This is a genomic window from [Muricauda] lutisoli (nom. illeg.), from assembly GCF_017313105.1.
Lineage (GTDB): Bacteria > Bacteroidota > Bacteroidia > Flavobacteriales > Flavobacteriaceae > Flagellimonas > Flagellimonas lutisoli.
This window is the reverse complement of the sequence record NZ_JAFLND010000003.1, coordinates 237346-257401: the sequence shown is the minus strand read 5'-3', so window position 1 is coordinate 257401 and position 20056 is coordinate 237346. Positions and strand designations below refer to the sequence as shown.

Sequence of the window (20056 nt, the reverse complement as noted above, 5' to 3'; positions counted from 1 at the left end):
ATTAATTCAACTTTATGGATTCCTGATTACACAGGAACGACAATTTACTATTTTAAATTAAGCATAAATAAATCAGATGCAATCCCATCAGCCAAAAACTTGCCTTTTTTGGTGGCGAGCAATTTTCCGTCCTCGATAAGCAGTAAGCCCTGTTCTAGAAATTTGGATGATTGCTGATTGATATACATTTGGTAATTCTTCCCGAATTCCGAAGCTATTCTATCCAAATCCACGCCCCAAATGGTACGCAGGCCCGTCATCACATATTCGTTGTACCTGTCCGTGGTGGAAAGTGCCTCAGTTTCCATGGGCAAAACACCCGCTTCTATTTTTTTGATGTAGGTTGGATTGTTTCGGATATTCCAACTTCGATGTTTTCCATCAAAAGAGTGTGCCGATGGCCCAACGCCCAAATACCTCTTGCCCAACCAGTACGCCGTATTGTTTTGGGAGAAAAACCCAGGTTTCCCAAAATTGGAAATTTCATAGTTGACGAAGCCCTCAGCTTCCAACATATCCACCAGAATATGGAACTGCTCTTGGGCCTGTTCATCATCAACATCGGGAACGAGACCTTTTTCAATAAACTTTTTCAGGGCAGTTCTAGGTTCCACGGTCAGGGCATAACTCGAAATATGGGGCAGACCAAAATCCAAAGCTTTTTGAACATTGGCTTTCCATCGTGCATTGTCCATACCCGGGATGCCATAAATCAAATCAATGGTGATATTATCAAAATACCGAATGGCTTCTTGGATGCACTGTTCGGCTTCGGAGGCATTGTGTGCCCGGTTCATCAATTTTAAATCTTCTTCAAAAAAGGATTGGATACCTATACTGAGTCGGTTTATTGGACTTTTGGATAGTTGGACAATTCGATTGCGGGTCAAATCATCTGGATTGGCTTCCAAAGTGATTTCTGGATTGTCAATTACTTTGTAATTGTCATACACGGTTTGGGTCAAACGCTCAATTTCAGCATTGGATAAAACTGATGGGGTTCCTCCTCCAAAGTAAATGGTCTCAACCTCATCATCAACCTCCGATTTTCGCAAATCCAGTTCTTTTGCTATGGCATTGACCATGGCTTCCTTTTTTCCCATTTGTGTGGAAAAATGGAAATCACAATAATGACAAGCTTGCTTACAAAAAGGGATGTGGATATAGATTCCGCTCATTCAATGGACAATTTGCAATGAACTATTACTTCTTTTTAATTCTTGATTGATTCTGCTTTACAAAAGCTTCCCAACCTGTATAACTTTTCCCGACTTCTACCCTGCCTTCGTTGTAGAAATGACATACCGCAGCAGCCAGACCATCGGTACTGTCCAAGTTTTTTGGCAAGGATTTTAATTTCAACACACTCTGAAGCATTCTGGCCACTTGCTCTTTACTGGCGTTCCCATTGCCCGTAATGGCCATTTTTATCTTTTTGGGCATATACTCCGTTATCGGAATTTCCCTGGACAGTCCAGCTGCCATCGCAACACCTTGCGCACGGCCCAATTTGAGCATGGACTGCACATTTTTACCAAAAAATGGGGCTTCAATGGCTATTTCGTCTGGGTGATAGGTATCAATGAGTTCCAAGGTACGCTCAAAAATGAGCTTGAGCTTGGTATAGGGATCATCATATTTACGGAGCATCAATTCGTTCATCTGTACAAAGTGCATTTGTTTGTTGATCACCTTGATGATGCCGAAGCCCATGATCGTGGTTCCAGGATCTATTCCCAATATAATTTTTTCTGTTGCCAAATTAGTAGGTATTTAAAACCAGTGGAAGCCTAAAGCGAAGACTTACTGGGTTTCCTCTTTTTAATGCGGGTGCCACCGTGGTCAAATCGTTCAAACGTGCGGAGATTTTGGTATTGAAATCCGATATTTCATTGAGCACGGATGTTTTTTCCTCTACGTTCAACACCGACATAAAACCATGCTCATCAATCAAAAAATCGATATAGACCGTATCGTTCATATCGTTGCGCACTTGGAAATTGAGTCCCGCCAAAGCTTCGGAAAAATATTCGGTGATCACGTTTTGGAAGCACTCCTGTTGCGCTTCTTTGGGGGCCGTTTCGTCACAATCGTCAAAAAGTGGATATTGATCTACGTCGTTCCAATCAATCGCCAAAAGCTCCTCATTGACCAGTTTTTGGGTCTTATCCTCCTTGGACTCGAACAACTCGCAGGATACGAGCAAACCCATAAAAATGATTAACAAAACAAACTTCTGCATGACAGCCCCTAGAATTTGGCTGAAATTACGACATTTTGAAGAATTTGCTTAGGTAAGTAGCATTCCATTTGCAACAACCAAAGCCGATGTTTGCGCACCGGCTTTGAAAAAATATTAACAGAAAGAGAACAAATATCCTCTTCAAATTGACGAGTTATTGCAATTTAAAAGTGATTGGAATTGCAAAAGGTACTTTTACCACCTCTCCCTCATGTTTTCCGGGTTGCATTTTGGGCAAGCGTTCTATGATTCGTACTGCTTCATCTTCCAACAATTTATCTGGACCTCGCTTTTTAATGGTAGTTATCTCACCATTGGTATCAATTGTAAACAATACGGCCACCCTTCCCTGTATACCTTGTTCTTGGGCCGCTTCGGGATAATGAAAATTTTTACGAATGTGTGCTTGTATTTTTTCCTGAAAACAAGCTTTTTTGTCAACGGCATCTTCACAGCCCGGGAAAATGGGAACTTGATCGATTGTGGCGAAGGGAACGGAATTATCACTTTCTTGAGCGGACTTTTTCGTTTGGTCCCCATCGTCAATTTTAAAAGTTATTGGGATGGAAAACGGAACATTCACAAATTGTCCATCTTGTTTACCCGGCTGCATTTGAGGTAGTTTGGACAAAATCCTTTCGGTTTCCTTTTCCAAAAGTTCGTGTGGACCTCTCATTTTTATATCTACTACATTCCCCTCTTGATCAATTATAAAAATGGTGCTTACCCTACCCTGGATGCCTTGTTCCTGAGCCGCTTCTGGATAATGAAAGTTTTTGCGGATATGTGCTTGCATTTTTTCTTGAAAACAAGCTTTTTTATCCTCGGCATCTTCACAACCCGGAAAAACAGGTACTTCGTCCACTACACCGAATGGTACTTCTTTAACGGTGGTCAAGGGCACACTAGCATCAAGTTCTCCTTTATTTTCTTCATTACCGACCTCACAAGAAGTATACACCAACATGCCCAACACAAGGGGCAACAACAATACATACTTTAACTGCCATACGGCTCTGGACTTCTTTTTTTGTAACATGACTATTCGCTTTTTGATTAGTGATTTATTGAAAAATTGATTGACAAAACTGATATTCTGTGTGTTGAATGCTTCAGACAACAACATCTCGAAATGCCCTGTCTTGTTTTGTTTGACTGCTTTTTCATCGGCAATAAACTCGTGCAGTTCCGACACTCTACTTTGATAGATATACACCAAAGGATTAAACCAGAAAACTATTCGGGCCAACTCAAAAAAGAGAAGATCTAAGGAATGCCATTGCTTTACATGCACCAATTCGTGAGCCAGAATATTGGGCTCCTTGTCCTTTTTGATTTCTTCTCCCATAAAAATGTTTCGAAAAAAGGAGAAAGCGGAAGTACTTTTGGGCACTGTGACTTTCGTGAATTCCTTATAATTCTCCACAACACTTTTATTACGGAGTCTGCTAATTTGAATTAACTTGTAAACAAACCATATCGTTGCCAATGTACTCCCAAGACCCAAAACCAAGTATGGCCAAGAAATACGTTCGAGCCAACTAGCTTGTTCCATGCCGGGCCCGAGCACTACTCCGTTCAACTGGGCAAGAAATACTGTTGTGGTTTCCAACTCCTGCGGCATTGAGGTCTGTAGGGCCCGTATTTTTACCCACGGCAATATGAGGGAAAGAGCAAACGTGACCAGCATATATGCACGGTTCCATTGAAAAAAGGTCTCTTTCTTTAAAAAAAGATCATAGGCCAACAAAAAGACGAGTTGAAACGCTAAAGATTCTAGAATGTAGGTAATCATTGTTCTTTGTCTTTAATGTTTTTCATAATTTCTTCGAGTTCCTTTAAACTGATGTCGTTCTTCTTCATAAAAAAGGACACCATACTGGAGAATGAGCCTTGGAAATACCCATCCATCAATTTGTTCAGGCTCTGATTACTGTACTCTTCTTTTTTCATCAAAGGAAAGTACACATGCCCCTTGCCCACTTTTTCGTGAGACACAAAACCCTTGTCCTCCAAAATCCGAACAATGGTGGAAACCGTATTGTAGGCTGGCTTGGGTTCTGGCAATTCTTCCAAAATTGCGGCAACATTGCCCTTTTCAATTTTCCAAAGGAGCTGCATTACCTCTTCTTCTGCCTTGGTGAGTTGCTTCATTTTTTAACTAACTTTTTAGTTCAACACGAAACAAATATAACTAAATATTTAGTTTAAACTAATTTTTTAGTTAGAAAATAGATAAAAAATCCGCCAGCGTAGTTTTCTGGCGGATAATTATTTAGAAAGTTACGGTAATCTTTCCTCGTAGGTAAAAAGGTGTTCCCGGTGTAAAATGAATCTCTTCAAAAGAATTAGGCTCATTGAACAAACGACTTTCCGTAGCGAACTGTGTCTCGTTCCATTCGGTATCGAACAAATTTTCCACAATCAGGCCAAAGGTCCAATTGTTCACACTATAATTCAACGTGGCATCAGTGACAAAATAACCTTCTGCTATAATCGAATTGTCCTCATTGGCAGGTCTATCGTCAATATACCTATAGTTAAATCCTCCCGAAAAACCTTGGTCACCTCCCGTGGTGACACCACCCGCCATTGTAAAATCGGGTGCCAAGGGTATGTAATCTTCTCCTTCGGCTTCTTCGGTGCTACGAGCGTGGGTATAGTTAGCATCGGTATAAAAGTAGATCCAGTCCATAGGTTGGTACCTCGCTCCCACCTCAATTCCCATTCTTCTGGTTTTTCCGCTGGGCTCGACTATAGCTGCATCTCCAACATAAACAAACTCTTGATCTAAAAACAAGGTCCATACGGTGGCGTTCAAAACCAATTTATCCGCTGGTTTAATGATGGTTCCTAAATCCACCCCATAGGCAGCCGGTAAAATTTCTTCACCCTCATTTGCTACAACCACCCTAGTATCGTTGGAATGAAAACCGATTCCTGTTTTTAAGAAAAACTGGGTATTTTGAGTTGGACTGTAAATGGTATTGAATTTAGGGCTAAAAGCCATTTTTTCCTCACTGCGACTGTCGTAAAGCTCACTCATCTTGTCAACATAATCGAACCGGAAATAATCCATACGAAGGGCGGGCTCAAAGGTAAATTTACCTGATTTGAATTCAGCTCCAGCAAAGGCGTAGCCATTTACCTCATCCACATCTCCATAGGCCAATCGTTCCAACAACTCTTGACGGTTCAAGGTGTGGGACAGTTGGTTATCATCTAGATTATCGTACCTAAAACCCATTCCTGCGTTGTATTTAAAATCCAAGTTGCCCAAATTGGCCGAATTATCCTGAAAAACGGTTTTTGCACCTGCCAGCATCCGGTCTTCAAATTGTTTGATCTGGTCCCCGTTCACAGCATCCTCCAAGAAAAATGTGAAGTTGGAATAGAGCTCAAAATCGTAATGGGACACAAACGCCATGGTATTGATCGATTTCCCCATACCCAAGCTCTTGTTGTGGTTCAAAACGAAATTGGTCCTGCTTGTTTGTCCGCCTTCCGTATCATCAATGGCTCCAAAACGGCTTATCAGTCCTTGATCAACGGCCCGTTGCGGTATTTGGCCCGATGCATCCCATTTGCTCGAAAAGTGCGAAGCCGTTAACAGCAACTCTTGATCGCCAGGCAAAGCATAGTGATATCTTCCCAAAATATTGATTCGATTAAAGTTCTGTGGCGACTCAAACGGTCCATCTGTCAAATACAATTCCGAAGCCAAGTAAGCATTGGTGTTTTGGTTCTCCAACACATTGAACATCCCTATAAACCTGCGCGCGCCAAATTGTCCAACTTCGGTGGAAAAAACGCTTTTGTCCAAGCTTTTTCTCAGCTTTAAATTCACGTAACCCGCGGTATTAAAATTCCCTTGATCGGCATAATAGGGTCCTTTCCCAAAATTTACATTCTCAATGGTCTCAGGAATAACAAAGTGAAGATCCGCATAACCTTGACCATGGGCATGGGAAACCATATTTACCGGCATGCCGTCCACATTAATGGCCACATCGGTTCCGTGATCAACATCAAAGCCTCTCAAGAATATTTGTTCGGCCTTTCCGCCGCCGGCATGCTGACCAATGATCAGGCCGGGAACCTTCCTTAAAATTTCCTGTGATGATTTTACGGGATTGGTTTTTACATCCACATCCACTACTCTGCTCAAGGCGTTCACCTTGGATACCAAAACTACTTGGTCCAATGAAATGGAACTTTCCTCAAGTACAATGGTAATGGTATTTTGTAAATCCGTTTCACTCACCACTCGGGTGAGCGTGGCATATCCCAGTCTGGAAAAGTAAATTGTATCGTTTACTGAAGTCCTGTCCAGAACAAAATGTCCTGTTCCATCGGTATGGCTGTGTTGTCCACTGGTTTTGTTGAAAATTCCAGCATCCTCTATGGGGGAACCAGCTTCATCTACCAGTTTTCCCTCTATGTTTTGTGCAGCAATAATGCCCATGAACAGCATGAACAATGCCGTCATAAAATATTTCATGTCGTTGTCTTTTAATTTGATTTGATAAAAAAGTCTGAACAATTGAAGTACCAGACCACCCCAAAAAAAGATTGGAACTCGTTCTTAAAAATTGGCCTAGCCTATTTTTCAACCATGTTGGGGAGGCGGTGTAGTTACGTTTTGGCACCAAAATGGAGTTATGCTTTGATAAGCCCAATTGTTGTTACCTACCGGCAACAAACCTATTTCATGTTGAAGACTAATTTCTTCGGAAACATGTTTATCCAATTTAAAGCTGATCCCATCCTTGGATTCTTGTTCATCGGGCTGATGGGCCTCCAACAATTCCTTTAAGGCTTCCAATGCTTCGTGAGAGTGGCCCGCCATGGCTTCCAAAGAAGAATAATCTATGGCTTCGCGATCAGTAGCAAAATGATGGTGGTTGGTTTCCGGAGAAACAATGTGGGAGACTTCATGCAAGGTCTCCAACACCAGTCCGTTAAAAAGTCCAAGTAAATAAAACAGACACATCACAGCACATCCTATACTGATGAACTTTGATTTTGTATGTGTTTTATTCGGTTTAATGACCTTTTGATTGTTGGTTTCAAATTTACCTACGAAAAAATTAAGGGTAGGGTTTCATTTTGATTTTGTTTGTAACAATTGTCGGTTACATTTGTCTAACAGTAAAACACAACCATGGACATAGCATTGCTCATTTTGGGGTTTCTTTTGATGCTGGTCGGAATACTCGGTAGCTTTTTGCCCGTTTTGCCCGGTCCGCCTATCAGCTGGGTGGGATTGTTATTGCTCTACTTAACTAGAGCTGTACCAGATAATTGGTGGGTTTTGGGAGTAACCTTTGTCATCGCGATCACCATCACCATTTTGGATTATATAATACCCGCCATGGGTACCAGACGGTTCGGTGGCAGCAAAGCTGGCATGTGGGGAACCATCATAGGCCTACTTGTCGCCCTTTTTGTTCCCATATTCGGACCCTTGGGTATTATTATTTGGCCATTTATTGGTGCATTGGTCGGAGAATTGATGAACAAAGCCAATAAAAAAACCGCCATGAAGGCGGCCTTTGGTTCGTTTTTAGGGTTTTTGACGGGTACTTTTATGAAACTTGTGGTAACCGTTATGTATACCGTATTCTACGTATACATCACCATCAAATATGCAGGGGACCTATTTACTTTTGGTTAATCCAGCCACTGTACTTTTTCAGAAACAGGGGTTCTATCGGATCTTTCCACTTCACCATCATAATAGCCCATAAAAAGAAATCCGAGACATCTTTCACCTTCCTTAAGGTCAAAAAATTCATCCATAAACTTTATAAGTCCCGGTGATGCCCAATAACATCCAATACCAAGTTCTGTGCAGCACAACCACATATTTTGGACAGCCATGGCCACCGATGCAATCTCTTCCCACTCGGGTAGGCTTTCTTTTGGGTCCCGTTGCATGCAGATGGCGATTACGGCTCCAGAGTTGGATGGGTTAAATTGCAGTTTTTTGATTTTCATCTGCTTCGGCTTGGGGTCCACTTCTTGATATTTATTGGACAAAAAAGCACCTAATTCCTGTTTCTTTTCCCCCATTAATACCTTAAACCGCCAAGGTTCTGTTTTCTTATGCGTTGGGGCCCAATTCGCAGCTTCCAAAATTTTCTCAATGGTTTCTCTTGAAATGGGTTTATCATTAAATTGAGGAGGAAAAATACTTCTTCTTTCCTTGATCAGATCAAAAATCATAATGCACTATTAAGTTGAATTCCAAAGTTACGCTCCAAAACGTTGTTATCATAATTTCAGGAGCAAGTCCATACATTTTTGAAGGGCAGGGTTTCTATTATCCGTTTTCCAAACCATGCTCAAGATGGCACGTTGTTTTATTTTTTTCATTTCAATGAATTTCACCTTCATCTGGAACCCGTACTGAAGCGTTGTTGGTACAATGGCTATGCCCAGTTTATTCTCCACCAATTTAAAAATGGTCTGTGCGTGCACCGATTTGTGCGAAACATTGGGCACAAAACCACTATCCTCACAAATACTTAGGACAGTATCGTAGTACATGGGACTATAATCTTGGGAAAACAGAATAAAATCCTCATCCGCCACCTGACTGATGTTCTTAAAATTCGCTTCATCCAAAGGATGGTCTGCCGGTAGCACCAAGGAAAAGGTATCCTCAAAAACAGGTTTTACATCGAGTCCCTTAGGAACGCGGGACAATCGGACAAAGCCCAAATCCAATCGATCGGCCAATATCGCATTGATCTGCGCTCGGTTGGAAAGCTCTTCCAAAGTGGTATGGACCGTTGGAAACTTTTCTTTTAAACCCAGTAATAAATTGGGGACCACATTTTGCATGGCCGAACCCAAAAAACCGATACGTACCTCCCCTAATTGCCCATCCCCGATAAGTTTCACCTGCTTTTTGGTCTGCTCCAGATGATTCAAGATAAATTCCACCTCTTTTTTCAAAAACTCTCCTGCGGGGGTCAAACTCACCTTTTTCTTGTCCCTTATAAAAAGTTGGGTTCCCAATATCTCCTCCATCTGTTTGATTTGCGTACTCAATCCAGGTTGGGAAATAAACAGCTTTTCAGCAGCCTTTCTGTAGTGAAGCTCTTCGGCCACGGCCAAAAAATAGATGAAATGTCGAAGTTCTATTTGATAATTCATACTTATTGATTATTACAAAAATAAGTATTGGCAATTATTAAACCTAAATGGTAATTTTATTCCAAAGAAAAACACACATGGCGATAGACCGAACATTTCAATTTGGCGAAGACCATTTAACCGCAAGTATAGCTTTGGGCATGGCCCATGGCACCATAAAAGGTATTTTCTCCGACGAATGCCTGAAAAATGTAAATGCGAGTTACCAACGCGTGCAGCGTATTGTGGAAAAAGGCGATACGGTGTATGGCATCAATACAGGGTTTGGTCCTTTGTGCAATACCAAAATATCCAAAGAGGACACCAAAATACTTCAATCCAATATATTGCAAAGCCACAGCGTGGGGGTGGGTGATCCCATCTCCAACGAATTGGCAAAGATCATGTTGATCCTAAAAATCCATGCCTTGGCGAAAGGTTATTCAGGTATTGCCGAAACCACCCTGCAACGTATGCTTTGGCATTTGGAAAACGATGCCATTCCCGTGGTTCCTTCCCAGGGTTCTGTAGGAGCATCCGGTGATTTGGCTCCACTCTCCCATCTATTTCTTCCATTGATTGGACTTGGGAAAGTGGAATACCAGGGAAAAACCATCCCGACCGAAGAACTATTCCATCAAACGGGGTTAAAACCATTGGAATTGGGTCCAAAAGAAGGCCTTGCATTGATCAATGGCACCCAATTCATTGCAGCCCATGGGGTAATGGTCTTGCATAAATTGCAGTATTGCCTGCGCCATGCGGATATTATTGGCGCCATGATGCTGGAAGGACTACAAGGTTCCATGAAACCATTTTTTGAGGAATTGCACCAACTCCGCCCGTTCAAAGGCAACCAACATGTGGCGGGACGAATACGCACCCTGCTCCAAGGTTCCGAAATTTTGGAAGACCATATCGATTGTGAACGGGTACAGGACCCCTACTCCCTACGTTGTATGCCACAAGTACATGGAGCATCGCGCAATGCTTGGTTACACTTGAAAGAATTATTGGAAATCGAGCTCAACTCGGTCACAGACAATCCCGTCATTATTAATGATGAACTCACCATAAGTGGAGGTAACTTTCATGGACAGCCCTTGGCCATGGCTTTGGACTATGCCGCTTTGGCTGCGTCGGAAATTGGAAATATATCCGACCGGCGAATTTACCTGGCGCTCGAGGGCAACAGTCCGGGTGTTCCGAAATTGCTGATGAACGATACAGGCATCAATTCGGGCTATATGATTTTGCAGTACACCTCTGCGGCATTGGCGAGTGAGAACAAAAGCCTGTGTTTCCCTGCCAGTGCCGATAGCATTCCTACCTCGTTGGGACAGGAGGACCATGTGAGCATGGGGTCCATTAGTGGTAGAAAAGCACTGAACATTATTGAGAATGTAGAGAAAATCCTGGCCATCGAACTATTGACCTCGGCCCAGGCATTTGAATACAGAAAACCTTTAAAATCGGGTGTTGTATTAGATGAAATCCATACATTCCTTCGAACCAAGGTTGCTTTTGCCGAAAACGACCGTGTTTTTGCCGATGATATTGAAAAGGGAATCGAAATCGTTCAGAATCGCGAAATCATTGATTTGGTGGACCGTGTAATGGATGAGAAAAAATTGAAGTGGAACGCCCCACACCTTGATGAATTTGAAACATATTAACATGAACAGACCACTATTGATAGGACCCTTTACCCAATTGCTTCCCATGACGGGACTCCCCTTAAAAGGAGCGCTCAAAGACGAGCAACTGCACATCATCGAAAATGGGGGCATATTGGTTTCCGAAGGGAAAATTCTAAAAGTCGGTGTTTTTGATGAATTAAAATCAGATGATGTCGACATCCAGCATATTGAAGGACAAAAAGTTTGCCTACCGGGTTTCGTGGACTCGCATACCCATATTTGTTTTGGTGGAACTCGTGCCCGTGATTATGCCTACCGCAATGCAGGAAAAACCTATTTGGAGATTGCCAAGGCGGGCGGTGGTATTTGGGATACCGTAACCCAAACGCGAAAAGCATCACAAGAGGAGTTGGTCAAAGGGATTGTTTCCAGGAGTAAAAAACATCTCAAGAACGGCATCACCACCATCGAAGTGAAAAGCGGTTATGGTCTTTCTGTAGATGAAGAATTGAAAATGCTACGCGCCATCAAACGAGCCAACAAAACCACAAATGCTTCTTTGGTCCCCACTTGTTTGGCAGCCCATATGAAACCGAAAGATTGGAGTGAGGACAACGATTATCTGGACACAATCATAAATGAATTGTTCCCAATCATAAAAACCGAAAACCTGGCCAATCGCGTGGATGCCTTTGTGGAAGAAAGTGCTTTTTCGCCAGAGGAAATCAAACCTTATTTTAAAAAAGCGAAAGAAATGGGATTTGATATTACGGTCCATGCCGACCAATTTACTACAGGAGGTAGTCAAGTAGCAGTGGATTTTGATGCGGTAAGTGCCGACCATCTGGAAGCCAGTACCGAAAAAGAGATTCAATTGTTGGCAAAAAGCAATACCATAGCCACAGCATTGCCCGGGGCTTCCATTGGTTTGGGATGCGCATACACTCCTGCACGTAAAATTTTGGATGCCGGCGGTGCTTTGTCCATTGCCAGCGACCATAACCCCGGATCTGCTCCCATGGGCGACCTATTGACCCAAGCCAGTATTTTGGGAACTTTTGAAAAACTCTCCAATACCGAAGTTTTGGCCGGTATCACTTCCAGGGCAGCAGCGGCTTTGCGTTTGGCAGACCGAGGAAAACTGGAAACCGGTGCAGTAGCAGATTTTGTGGTTTTTCCCACGGATAACTATCAAGAAATCACCTACCATCAAGGACAATTAAAGCCTCATATGGTTTGGAAAAAAGGGGAACAAATCCATTAAAAAATTGAATCATGACCGAATTTCAGCAACAAATATTACAAGGCATACCGGAGCGACTACCCACAAAAAATCCATATCCCAAAAATGGCAACCCAGCGCCAAAACGAAAGGATATCCTATCCAATGAAGAGAAGAAATTGGCCGTAAAAAATGCACTACGGTATTTTCCGGAGGCTTGGCACAAAGAACTCGCACCAGAATTTGCGGAGGAACTGAAAAACTATGGTCGCATTTACATGCATCGGTTCAAGCCCGATTATGAGATGTATGCCCGACCTATTTCGGAATATCCAGCCAAAACCCATCAGGCAGCGGCCATTATGCTTATGATTCAAAATAATTTGGATCCTGCTGTGGCACAGCATCCCGAGGAACTTATCACCTATGGTGGCAATGGTGCAGTATTCCAAAACTGGGCGCAGTACCTGCTCACCATGAAATATTTGGCAGAAATGACCGAGGAACAGACCTTGAACATGTATTCTGGCCATCCTATGGGACTTTTCCCATCCTCCAAAGAAGCTCCAAGAGTGGTGGTCACCAATGGTATGATGATTCCCAACTACTCCAAACCCGACGATTGGGAGCGTTTCAATGCACTTGGCGTAACACAATACGGACAGATGACCGCAGGTTCCTATATGTACATCGGTCCACAGGGCATAGTCCATGGAACGGCAATCACGGTCATGAATGCTTTCCGAAAAGTATTGCAGAAAAACGAATCACCTGAAGGAAAAATATTTTTGACCGCAGGATTGGGCGGCATGAGCGGTGCCCAACCCAAAGCCGGAAACATAGCAGGGGGTATCACCGTTTGTGCGGAAGTGAATCCAGAAGCTGCCAAAAAAAGGCACGATCAAGGCTGGGTAGATGAATTGTTGGTGGATTTAGATCTATTGGTTGTCCGCACTAAAGAAGCCATTGAAAACAAAGAAGTGGTTTCCTTGGCGTACATCGGCAATGTGGTGGATGTCTGGGAACGCTTTTACGAAGCCAACATTTTTGTTCATTTAGGCTCCGACCAAACCTCTTTGCACAATCCTTGGGCAGGTGGTTACTATCCCGTTGGACTTTCTTTTGAAGAATCCAACGCCTTGATGGTGGAAAACCCCAAAGCCTTTAAGGAAAAAGTACAGGAATCACTTCGTCGTCAAATCACTGCCATCAATAAGCACACTGCAAAGGGTACTTACTTTTTTGACTATGGCAATGCCTTTTTGTTGGAAGTTTCCCGAGCAGGCGGCGATGTAATGGCCGAAAACAATATCGACTTCAGGTATCCATCCTATGTACAGGATATTTTAGGACCCATGTGTTTCGACTACGGATTTGGCCCATTTCGATGGGTCTGTACTTCGGGCGACCCAAAAGATCTTCAAAAAACGGATGCCATTGCCTTGGAGGTGATGAAAAAGATAAAATCTGAAGCTCCCGAAGAAATCCAACAGCAAATGCAGGACAATATCAAATGGATTTCGGAAGCGGAACAGAATAAACTGGTGGTGGGCTCGCAAGCTCGAATCCTCTATGCCGATGCCGAGGGGCGAAGCAAGATTGCGGACGCCTTCAATACAGCCATTGCCAAGGGAGAAATCAGTGCTCCCGTAGTATTGGGGCGCGACCATCACGATGTAAGCGGAACGGATTCACCCTTTAGAGAGACCAGTAATATTTATGACGGCAGCAAGTTCACCGCCGATATGGCCATTCAAAATGTGATTGGCGATAGTTTTAGGGGAGCCACTTGGGTTTCCATTCATAATGGTGGCGGCGTTGGCTGGGGAGAAGTGATCAACGGAGGTTTTGGTATGGTACTCGATGGTTCCACGGAAGCATCCAACCGATTGAAGAAAATGTTGTTTTTTGATGTGAACAACGGGATTTCCCGTAGAAGCTGGGCAAGAAACAAAGAAGCCCGCTTTGCCATTGAACGAGAAATGAAACGCTCCCCCGATTTAAAGGTAACTTTGCCTTATCTTGTAGAATCCAATATTTTGGACCAGCTTTTTTAATGTGATGAAACACTACGACCCCCCGAAAAAAGACCTTTGGACAGGTAGAATCTCCAATAAATGGCTGTATCTGCACGAAAAAGTGCATTGTACCCCCTTGGAGGAACTCCCAGAAGCCCAAAAAAAATCCATTGCCCTTTTGGGCTATGCCTGTGATGCTGGAGTGCACCGGAACCAAGGTCGGGTTGGAGCCGAGGATGGGCCGGATGCCATTAAAAGTAGTTTTGCAAAAATGCCCAACCATTTGGGGAGCAATGTGCTGTTGCACGATGTGGGCTCAATTACCTGTGCCAATAGCGATATGGAGTCGGCCCAAGAACAACTCGCCGAAGCTGCCAAGACCCTTTTAGAAAAAAAACAGTTTCCCATTGTTTTGGGTGGTGGGCACGATATGGCCTACGGGCACTACAGCGGAATCAAAAAATATTTGGACGCCAAGAAAGAAGGACAGACCATCGGCATCATCAATTTTGATGCACATTTTGATTTGCGGAAAAACTCGGAGCAAAGCAATTCGGGGACCCCGTTTTATCAGATAGCGAAAGACTGTGAAAAAGAGGGTATCGATTTTAATTACCTCTGCCTCGGTATCCGAAAGGATGCCAATGATCGAAATCTCTTTCAAACAGCTAGGGAACTCGATGTGATCTATGTGATGAACGACACCTTCCAAATTCCCCTACTGAATGAAATTACGACCTGGATCAATGCTTTTGCCAAAAATGTGGACCATATTTATGTAACCATTGACTTGGATGGATTCTCCTCTGCCTATGCGCCTGGCGTTAGTGCCGCTTCTCCAATGGGTTTTAGCCCATATATGGTTTTGGAATGTTTAAAAACGATTATCGGGTCTGGAAAATTGATTTGCATGGACATCGCCGAGATGAATCCCAAGTACGATGTTGACGGACAAACGGCAAAATTGGCCGCTTCTCTGGTACACCATGTGGCACACGCTATTACCCAAAGTTAATCTTACTTAAAAATTGTCATTCTGAGCAAAGCGAAGAATCTATTATGACTGTTATGTCTCAGCTTGCTTGACACGAATTCCACGAATTTCCACTAATGTTTTTCATCTGTCAAGTCGGGCGCAGAGGAGATGGGAGACCTTTGCCAGTAAGAACTATTGACTGTGATTGAGATAACACCCATACTTATATTCACACTTTCCACCACAAACAAAAAAAGCCTCCCAAAAGGAAAGCCTTTCATTGGCGAGCATCAATTTGATGCTTCAACCTGATTCCAATCATCGCGACTGGAATCCAACACAACGGTGCAAAGATATAATGATTTTTCGGAAAAATAGCAGCAGGAGTTGTTGATATTTATTTTTTGGAATATTTCCATTTTATAGGAATATTTCCATAATTTAGCTTTCCTTCAGCTAAACAATGGAAAAGACGATTTTGCATCTAGACTTGGATACTTTTTATGTATCCGTGGAACGCATCATCAATACAGAGCTTAAAAACAAGCCCTTATTGGTAGGCGGCACCAGCGACCGTGGTGTGGTGGCCGCTTGCAGTTACGAGACCCGTGGGTTTGGGGTCCATTCGGGCATGCCCATGAAAATGGCCAAAGAACTTTGTCCGGAGGCCGTAGTGATTCGTGGCAATGCGGGTACATACAGCAAGTATTCGGATGTGGTCACGGAAATCATCAAGGAACATGTACCCGTTTTCGAAAAATCGAGCATTGATGAGTTCTATGCCGACCTATCGGGCATGGACCGCTTTTTTGGCTGTTACAAATACGCCACGGAAATACGCCAGAAAATCATTCGGGAAACAGGATTGCCGATTTCGTTTGGGCTATCGGTGAACAAAGTGGTTTCTAAAGTGGCTACCAACGAGGCCAAGCCCAACAATCAGCTCAAAATAGATTTTGGTTTGGAAAAGCCTTTTTTGGCCCCGCTTTCCATCAAAAAAATTCCAATGGTGGGCGATAAAACCTATCAAACCCTTAGAAATTTGGGAATACGGCAGGTAAAAACCGTTCAGGATATGCCCATGGACATTATGCAACGGGTATTGGGTTCCAATGGCAGAGTAATCTGGAAAAGAGCCAATGGCATAGACAATACGCCCGTGATTCCCTTCCACGATAGAAAATCCATCTCCAACGAGAGAACATTTGATAAAGATACCATTGATATCACCAAACTAAGGGGCATTTTGATTGCTATGACCGAAAACCTGGCCTACCAACTACGCCGGGGCGATAAATTGACGGCCTGCGTTGCCGTAAAAATTCGATATTCCGATTTCAACACCTATTCCAAACAATCGCGTATTCCATACACGAGTGCAGACCACACGCTCATACCAAAAATATTGGAGCTGTTCGACTCGCTGTACAATAAACGGATGTTGGTACGTCTCATCGGTATTCGATTCAGCCATTTGGTCTCGGGCAATTACCAAATCAACCTTTTTGAAGATACAGAGGAGACCCTGAACCTATACCAAGCCATGGATTATGTCCGTAATAGGTTTGGAAGTAGGAGTGTGCTGCGTGCTTCCGCCATGAGTGCAAAGACCATTGGCAGCATGCACAACCCCTTTAATGGGGAACCCCCTGTGGTTTTGGCTCACAGAAAACAGTAATTGCTTGTCACCTCGAGCGCAGTCGAGAGGTCATTTGAATTCAAAATTTACACATAGGTCTTGCATCCCGACTGCGCTCGATATGACAGCTCGACCTCATAATTGAACATTGACAATTGTATTTAAACTGCCACACATATTACAGTTTACGGTTCGGGACCTTCTCGGAGGTGGAATTGTTGGCATTGGCACAACAAAACCATGTGACCCAATTGGTGCTTACGGACATTAACAATACTTCTGCGGGATTGAATTTTGTTCGAAAGGCACCGGAATTTGCCATAAAACCGATTTTGGGCATCGATTTTAGAAATGGGACCCAGCCCTGCTTTATCGGCATTGCACAAAACAACGAAGGGTATCTGGAACTGAATGCTTTTTTGTCCCGCCACCTTCATGATGGTTCAAAGATTCCAGACCGTGCCCCAAACTTTAAGAATGCCTTTGTGGTATATCCGTTTGAACAGGTATTGCTCAATGAATTGGATAATTTTCAGGAACATGAGTTCGTCGGAATCTCCATCAAAGACCTGCGCAGACTTCCCTTCTCAAAATTGGCGTCCCTTACCAACAAGTTGGTGGTGCAGCAGCCCGTTACCTTTCGGAACAAACAGGATTTTAATGCCCATAGATTGCTAAGGGCCATAGACAATAATGTACTGTTGAGCAAACTTCCAAAGGAAGAAGAGGCCAATGAGGAAGAAAAAATGTATCCTGTCCAAAATTTGGCCGCAGTGTTTTCCGAATTTCCCTTTATTCTGGAAAACACGGAAAAACTGCTCAACAAGTGCTGCATCCATTTTGATTTTTCGAAGGACAGAAAACCCCAAAACCTGAAAACCTATTCAGGAAGTGTGGAAGAAGACGAACAGCTTTTGGAAAAACTTTGCGCCGAGGGACTCCCCTATCGGTATGAGAGGGTGAACGACTCCATCAAAAGTCGGTTGAACAAGGAGTTGGCACTCATTAAAAAAATGGGGTTTGTCTCTTATTTTTTAATCAATTGGGATATTGTTTCCGAAGCAAGGCGCAACGGTTTTTTTTACGTTGGCCGTGGTAGCGGCGCCAATAGCATTGTGGCCTACCTGCTCCGAATTACCGATGTGGACCCCATGGAGCTCAACCTCTATTTTGAGCGCTTCATCAATTTATACAGGGCCAATCCACCCGATTTTGACATCGATTTTTCGTGGAAGGACCGCCCTGCCATGACAGCGTACATTTTTAAGCGTTTTGAACATGTTGCCCTTCTTGGTACCTATGTTACTTTTAAGGAACGAGGTGTTATCCGGGAATTGGGAAAAGTGTTCGGGCTGCCACCCCAAGACATTGATTTTTTATTGACGGGAAGATACAGATTGGAACAACTGGACCATGTATCCAAACTCGTAATAAAATACGGTAGCTTGCTCAAGGGAAAACCCAATTATTTGAGCATTCACGCAGGGGGTATTTTAATCAGTGACAAGCCCTTGCATTGGTTTTCGGCCACCTATTTACCACCAAAGGGCTTCCCCACTACGCAGTACGATATGGTCATCGCCGAGGATGTTGGATTGTACAAGTTCGATATCCTTGGTCAGCGGGGGTTGGGCAAGATCAAGGAAGCCTTGGAAATCGTTGCTTACAACCAACCCGAAAAATACGGCGCGATCGACATTCATGATATCAAAGGGTTCAAGAAAGACCCTGTAATCAACAACTTGATCAAGACCGCACAATGCATGGGCTGTTTTTATGTGGAGTCGCCAGCTATGCGCATGTTGCTCCAAAAACTACAGGTCGACAATTATTTGGGATTGGTGGCCGCCAGTTCGATTATACGTCCAGGCGTTGCCAAAAGCGGCATGATGAGGGAATACATTTTGCGTCATCGCAACAAGGGTAGAACCAAGGAAAAGGCACATCCTATTATGTTACAAATTATGCCCGACACCTATGGGGTTATGGTCTATCAAGAAGACGTGATCAAAGTAGCCCACCATTTTGCCGGTCTGGATCTTGGCGAGGCCGATGTCCTCCGCAGGGGCATGAGCGGAAAGTTTCGTTCGCGGGACGAGTTCCAAAAAGTACAGGACAAGTTTATTTCCAATTGTAGAAAAAAGGGTTATGCCGAATCCTTGATTTCCGAAATATGGAACCAAGTGGCCAGTTTTGCGGGCTATGCTTTTGCAAAAGGCCACTCCGCTTCGTACGCCGTGGAAAGCTATCAAAGTTTATTCCTGCGAGCCTATTTTCCTTTGGAATATATGGTGGCCGTACTCAACAACGGAGGCGGGTTTTACCGTTCGGAATTCTATGTGCACGATGCCCGTATGATGGGCGCGACCATCCATCCGCCCTGCGTGAACAAAAGTATGGCCGTAAACCGTATTTATGGCACACATATTTATTTGGGCATGATGTACCTCCGCGATCTGGAGAGCAGGGTCATGGAACGTATACTAAAAGAGCGTATGCTCCATGGAAGTTTTTCCTCTCTCGAAGATTTCTTGGACCGTGTGTTCATCCGAATGGAACAACTTTCCATTCTAATCCGTATCGATGCCTTCCGCTTTACGGGAACCAACAAACATGAACTGCTCTGGAAAGCCCATTTGATGTTATCCAAAAACGACCGATTGGAACACCCCAAACTGTTTCCACCAAGGCATCAAAAATTTCAGATGCCCCAGCTCAATACCACCGCTTTGGAGACTGCTTTTGAACAATTGGAACTCTTGGGATTCTGCCTTTGCAGCCCTTTTGAATTACTGGAAGAACCTCCCAAAAACACCAACGGTCAAAAAGACCTCCAACGATACCTCAACAAACATATAGATATTTATGGGTATTTGGTAACGGTAAAGAACACCTCAACAAACCAAGGGAAACGCATGCATTTTGCCACCCTGGTGGACCAACACGGAGAGGTCTTCGATACGGTGCTCTTTCCGCCTGTAGCGGCCAAATATTACTTTCGCGGAAAAGGCATCTATCGATTTTATGGCAAAGTGGTGGAAGAGTTTGGTTTTTTGAGCATAGAGGTCATCAAAATGAAAAAGGAAAACTACGTCCAAGACCCTCGCTATGCCGATATGAGAACGAGCAAAAAGTTATTTGATTCGAAGAAGTGAACGGAATGCCTTAACTTACCA

The 20056-nt window shown here is 43.5% G+C and carries 16 protein-coding genes; 7 read left to right on the top strand and 9 right to left on the bottom strand.

Going from position 1 to position 20056, the window contains the following annotated elements:
• Nucleotides 1-47: 47 nt before the first annotated feature.
• The 7 genes from hemW to J0X13_RS12030 form a co-directional block, all read right to left on the bottom strand.
• The gene (gene hemW, locus J0X13_RS12060) at nt 48-1178 is read right to left on the bottom strand and encodes a radical SAM family heme chaperone HemW (RefSeq protein ID WP_207071671.1); all 1131 of its coding nucleotides are present in this window, start codon (nt 1176-1178) and stop codon (nt 48-50) included.
• Nucleotides 1179-1203: 25 nt separating this feature from the next.
• Nucleotides 1204-1761, bottom strand: coding sequence for a crossover junction endodeoxyribonuclease RuvC (gene ruvC, locus J0X13_RS12055; RefSeq protein ID WP_207071670.1), 558 nt, complete (start codon nt 1759-1761; stop codon nt 1204-1206).
• Between the two features lies 1 nt (nt 1762).
• Nucleotides 1763-2212, bottom strand: a complete 450-nt coding sequence (locus tag J0X13_RS12050) for a hypothetical protein (RefSeq protein ID WP_242535721.1) — start codon at nt 2210-2212, stop codon at nt 1763-1765.
• Between the two features lie 184 nt (nt 2213-2396).
• Complete coding sequence (locus J0X13_RS12045; RefSeq protein WP_207071668.1) at nt 2397-4037, bottom strand: M56 family metallopeptidase; 1641 nt, start codon at nt 4035-4037, stop codon at nt 2397-2399.
• Entirely contained in the window at nt 4034-4396 is a 363-nt protein-coding gene (locus tag J0X13_RS12040; protein WP_207029420.1) for a BlaI/MecI/CopY family transcriptional regulator, read from the bottom strand. The genes J0X13_RS12045 and J0X13_RS12040 overlap by 4 nt, the downstream gene beginning before the upstream one ends.
• A 121-nt stretch (nt 4397-4517) precedes the next feature.
• On the bottom strand, nt 4518-6743 hold the full coding sequence (locus J0X13_RS12035) for a TonB-dependent receptor (protein WP_207071667.1): 2226 nt from the start codon (nt 6741-6743) through the stop codon (nt 4518-4520).
• 108 nt (nt 6744-6851) lie between these two features.
• Nucleotides 6852-7235 (bottom strand): hypothetical protein, encoded by a 384-nt coding sequence (locus J0X13_RS12030; protein WP_207071666.1) that lies wholly within the window; start codon nt 7233-7235, stop codon nt 6852-6854.
• Between the two features lie 171 nt (nt 7236-7406).
• On the opposite strand from J0X13_RS12030, the gene J0X13_RS12025 reads away from it, so the two are divergent.
• On the top strand, nt 7407-7919 hold the full coding sequence (locus J0X13_RS12025) for a DUF456 domain-containing protein (RefSeq protein ID WP_207071665.1): 513 nt from the start codon (nt 7407-7409) through the stop codon (nt 7917-7919).
• On the opposite strand, the gene J0X13_RS12020 is transcribed toward J0X13_RS12025, so the two are convergent.
• The gene (locus J0X13_RS12020) at nt 7916-8470 is read right to left on the bottom strand and encodes a nitroreductase family protein (RefSeq protein WP_207071664.1); all 555 of its coding nucleotides are present in this window, start codon (nt 8468-8470) and stop codon (nt 7916-7918) included. The genes J0X13_RS12025 and J0X13_RS12020 overlap by 4 nt on opposite strands.
• Before the next feature lie 48 nt (nt 8471-8518).
• Nucleotides 8519-9406 (bottom strand): LysR family transcriptional regulator, encoded by an 888-nt coding sequence (locus J0X13_RS12015; RefSeq protein WP_207071663.1) that lies wholly within the window; start codon nt 9404-9406, stop codon nt 8519-8521.
• A gap of 77 nt (nt 9407-9483) precedes the next feature.
• Here J0X13_RS12015 and hutH point away from each other — a divergent pair, with 77 nt between their 5' ends.
• From hutH to J0X13_RS11985, 6 genes are all read left to right on the top strand, one after another.
• Nucleotides 9484-11061, top strand: a complete 1578-nt coding sequence (gene hutH, locus J0X13_RS12010) for a histidine ammonia-lyase (protein ID WP_207071662.1) — start codon at nt 9484-9486, stop codon at nt 11059-11061.
• 1 nt (nt 11062) lies between these two features.
• Nucleotides 11063-12289, top strand: coding sequence for an imidazolonepropionase (hutI, locus tag J0X13_RS12005; protein WP_207071661.1), 1227 nt, complete (start codon nt 11063-11065; stop codon nt 12287-12289).
• Nucleotides 12290-12300: 11 nt separating this feature from the next.
• Nucleotides 12301-14304, top strand: a complete 2004-nt coding sequence (gene hutU, locus J0X13_RS12000) for a urocanate hydratase (RefSeq protein WP_207071660.1) — start codon at nt 12301-12303, stop codon at nt 14302-14304.
• Between the two features lie 4 nt (nt 14305-14308).
• Nucleotides 14309-15280, top strand: a complete 972-nt coding sequence (gene hutG, locus J0X13_RS11995) for a formimidoylglutamase (RefSeq protein ID WP_207071659.1) — start codon at nt 14309-14311, stop codon at nt 15278-15280.
• Between the two features lie 424 nt (nt 15281-15704).
• Nucleotides 15705-16919, top strand: a complete 1215-nt coding sequence (dinB, locus tag J0X13_RS11990) for a DNA polymerase IV (RefSeq protein ID WP_207071658.1) — start codon at nt 15705-15707, stop codon at nt 16917-16919.
• A gap of 116 nt (nt 16920-17035) precedes the next feature.
• Nucleotides 17036-20035 (top strand): DNA polymerase III subunit alpha, encoded by a 3000-nt coding sequence (locus J0X13_RS11985; protein ID WP_207071657.1) that lies wholly within the window; start codon nt 17036-17038, stop codon nt 20033-20035.
• The last annotated feature ends 21 nt before the right edge of the window (nt 20036-20056 follow it).

Coding starts and splice junctions, on each gene's coding strand:
- dinB (WP_207071658.1), top strand. CDS start 15,705: ATGGAAAAGACGATTTTGCATCTAGACTTGGATACTTTTTATGTATCC.
- J0X13_RS12015 (WP_207071663.1), bottom strand. CDS start 9,406: ATGAATTATCAAATAGAACTTCGACATTTCATCTATTTTTTGGCCGTG.
- J0X13_RS12030 (WP_207071666.1), bottom strand. CDS start 7,235: ATGTGTCTGTTTTATTTACTTGGACTTTTTAACGGACTGGTGTTGGAG.
- J0X13_RS12020 (WP_207071664.1), bottom strand. CDS start 8,470: ATGATTTTTGATCTGATCAAGGAAAGAAGAAGTATTTTTCCTCCTCAA.
- hutU (WP_207071660.1), top strand. CDS start 12,301: ATGACCGAATTTCAGCAACAAATATTACAAGGCATACCGGAGCGACTA.
- J0X13_RS12040 (WP_207029420.1), bottom strand. CDS start 4,396: ATGAAGCAACTCACCAAGGCAGAAGAAGAGGTAATGCAGCTCCTTTGG.
- J0X13_RS12050 (WP_242535721.1), bottom strand. CDS start 2,212: ATGGGTTTGCTCGTATCCTGCGAGTTGTTCGAGTCCAAGGAGGATAAG.
- J0X13_RS12025 (WP_207071665.1), top strand. CDS start 7,407: ATGGACATAGCATTGCTCATTTTGGGGTTTCTTTTGATGCTGGTCGGA.
- hutG (WP_207071659.1), top strand. CDS start 14,309: ATGAAACACTACGACCCCCCGAAAAAAGACCTTTGGACAGGTAGAATC.
- hemW (WP_207071671.1), bottom strand. CDS start 1,178: ATGAGCGGAATCTATATCCACATCCCTTTTTGTAAGCAAGCTTGTCAT.
- J0X13_RS12035 (WP_207071667.1), bottom strand. CDS start 6,743: ATGAAATATTTTATGACGGCATTGTTCATGCTGTTCATGGGCATTATT.
- J0X13_RS12045 (WP_207071668.1), bottom strand. CDS start 4,037: ATGATTACCTACATTCTAGAATCTTTAGCGTTTCAACTCGTCTTTTTG.
- hutI (WP_207071661.1), top strand. CDS start 11,063: ATGAACAGACCACTATTGATAGGACCCTTTACCCAATTGCTTCCCATG.
- hutH (WP_207071662.1), top strand. CDS start 9,484: ATGGCGATAGACCGAACATTTCAATTTGGCGAAGACCATTTAACCGCA.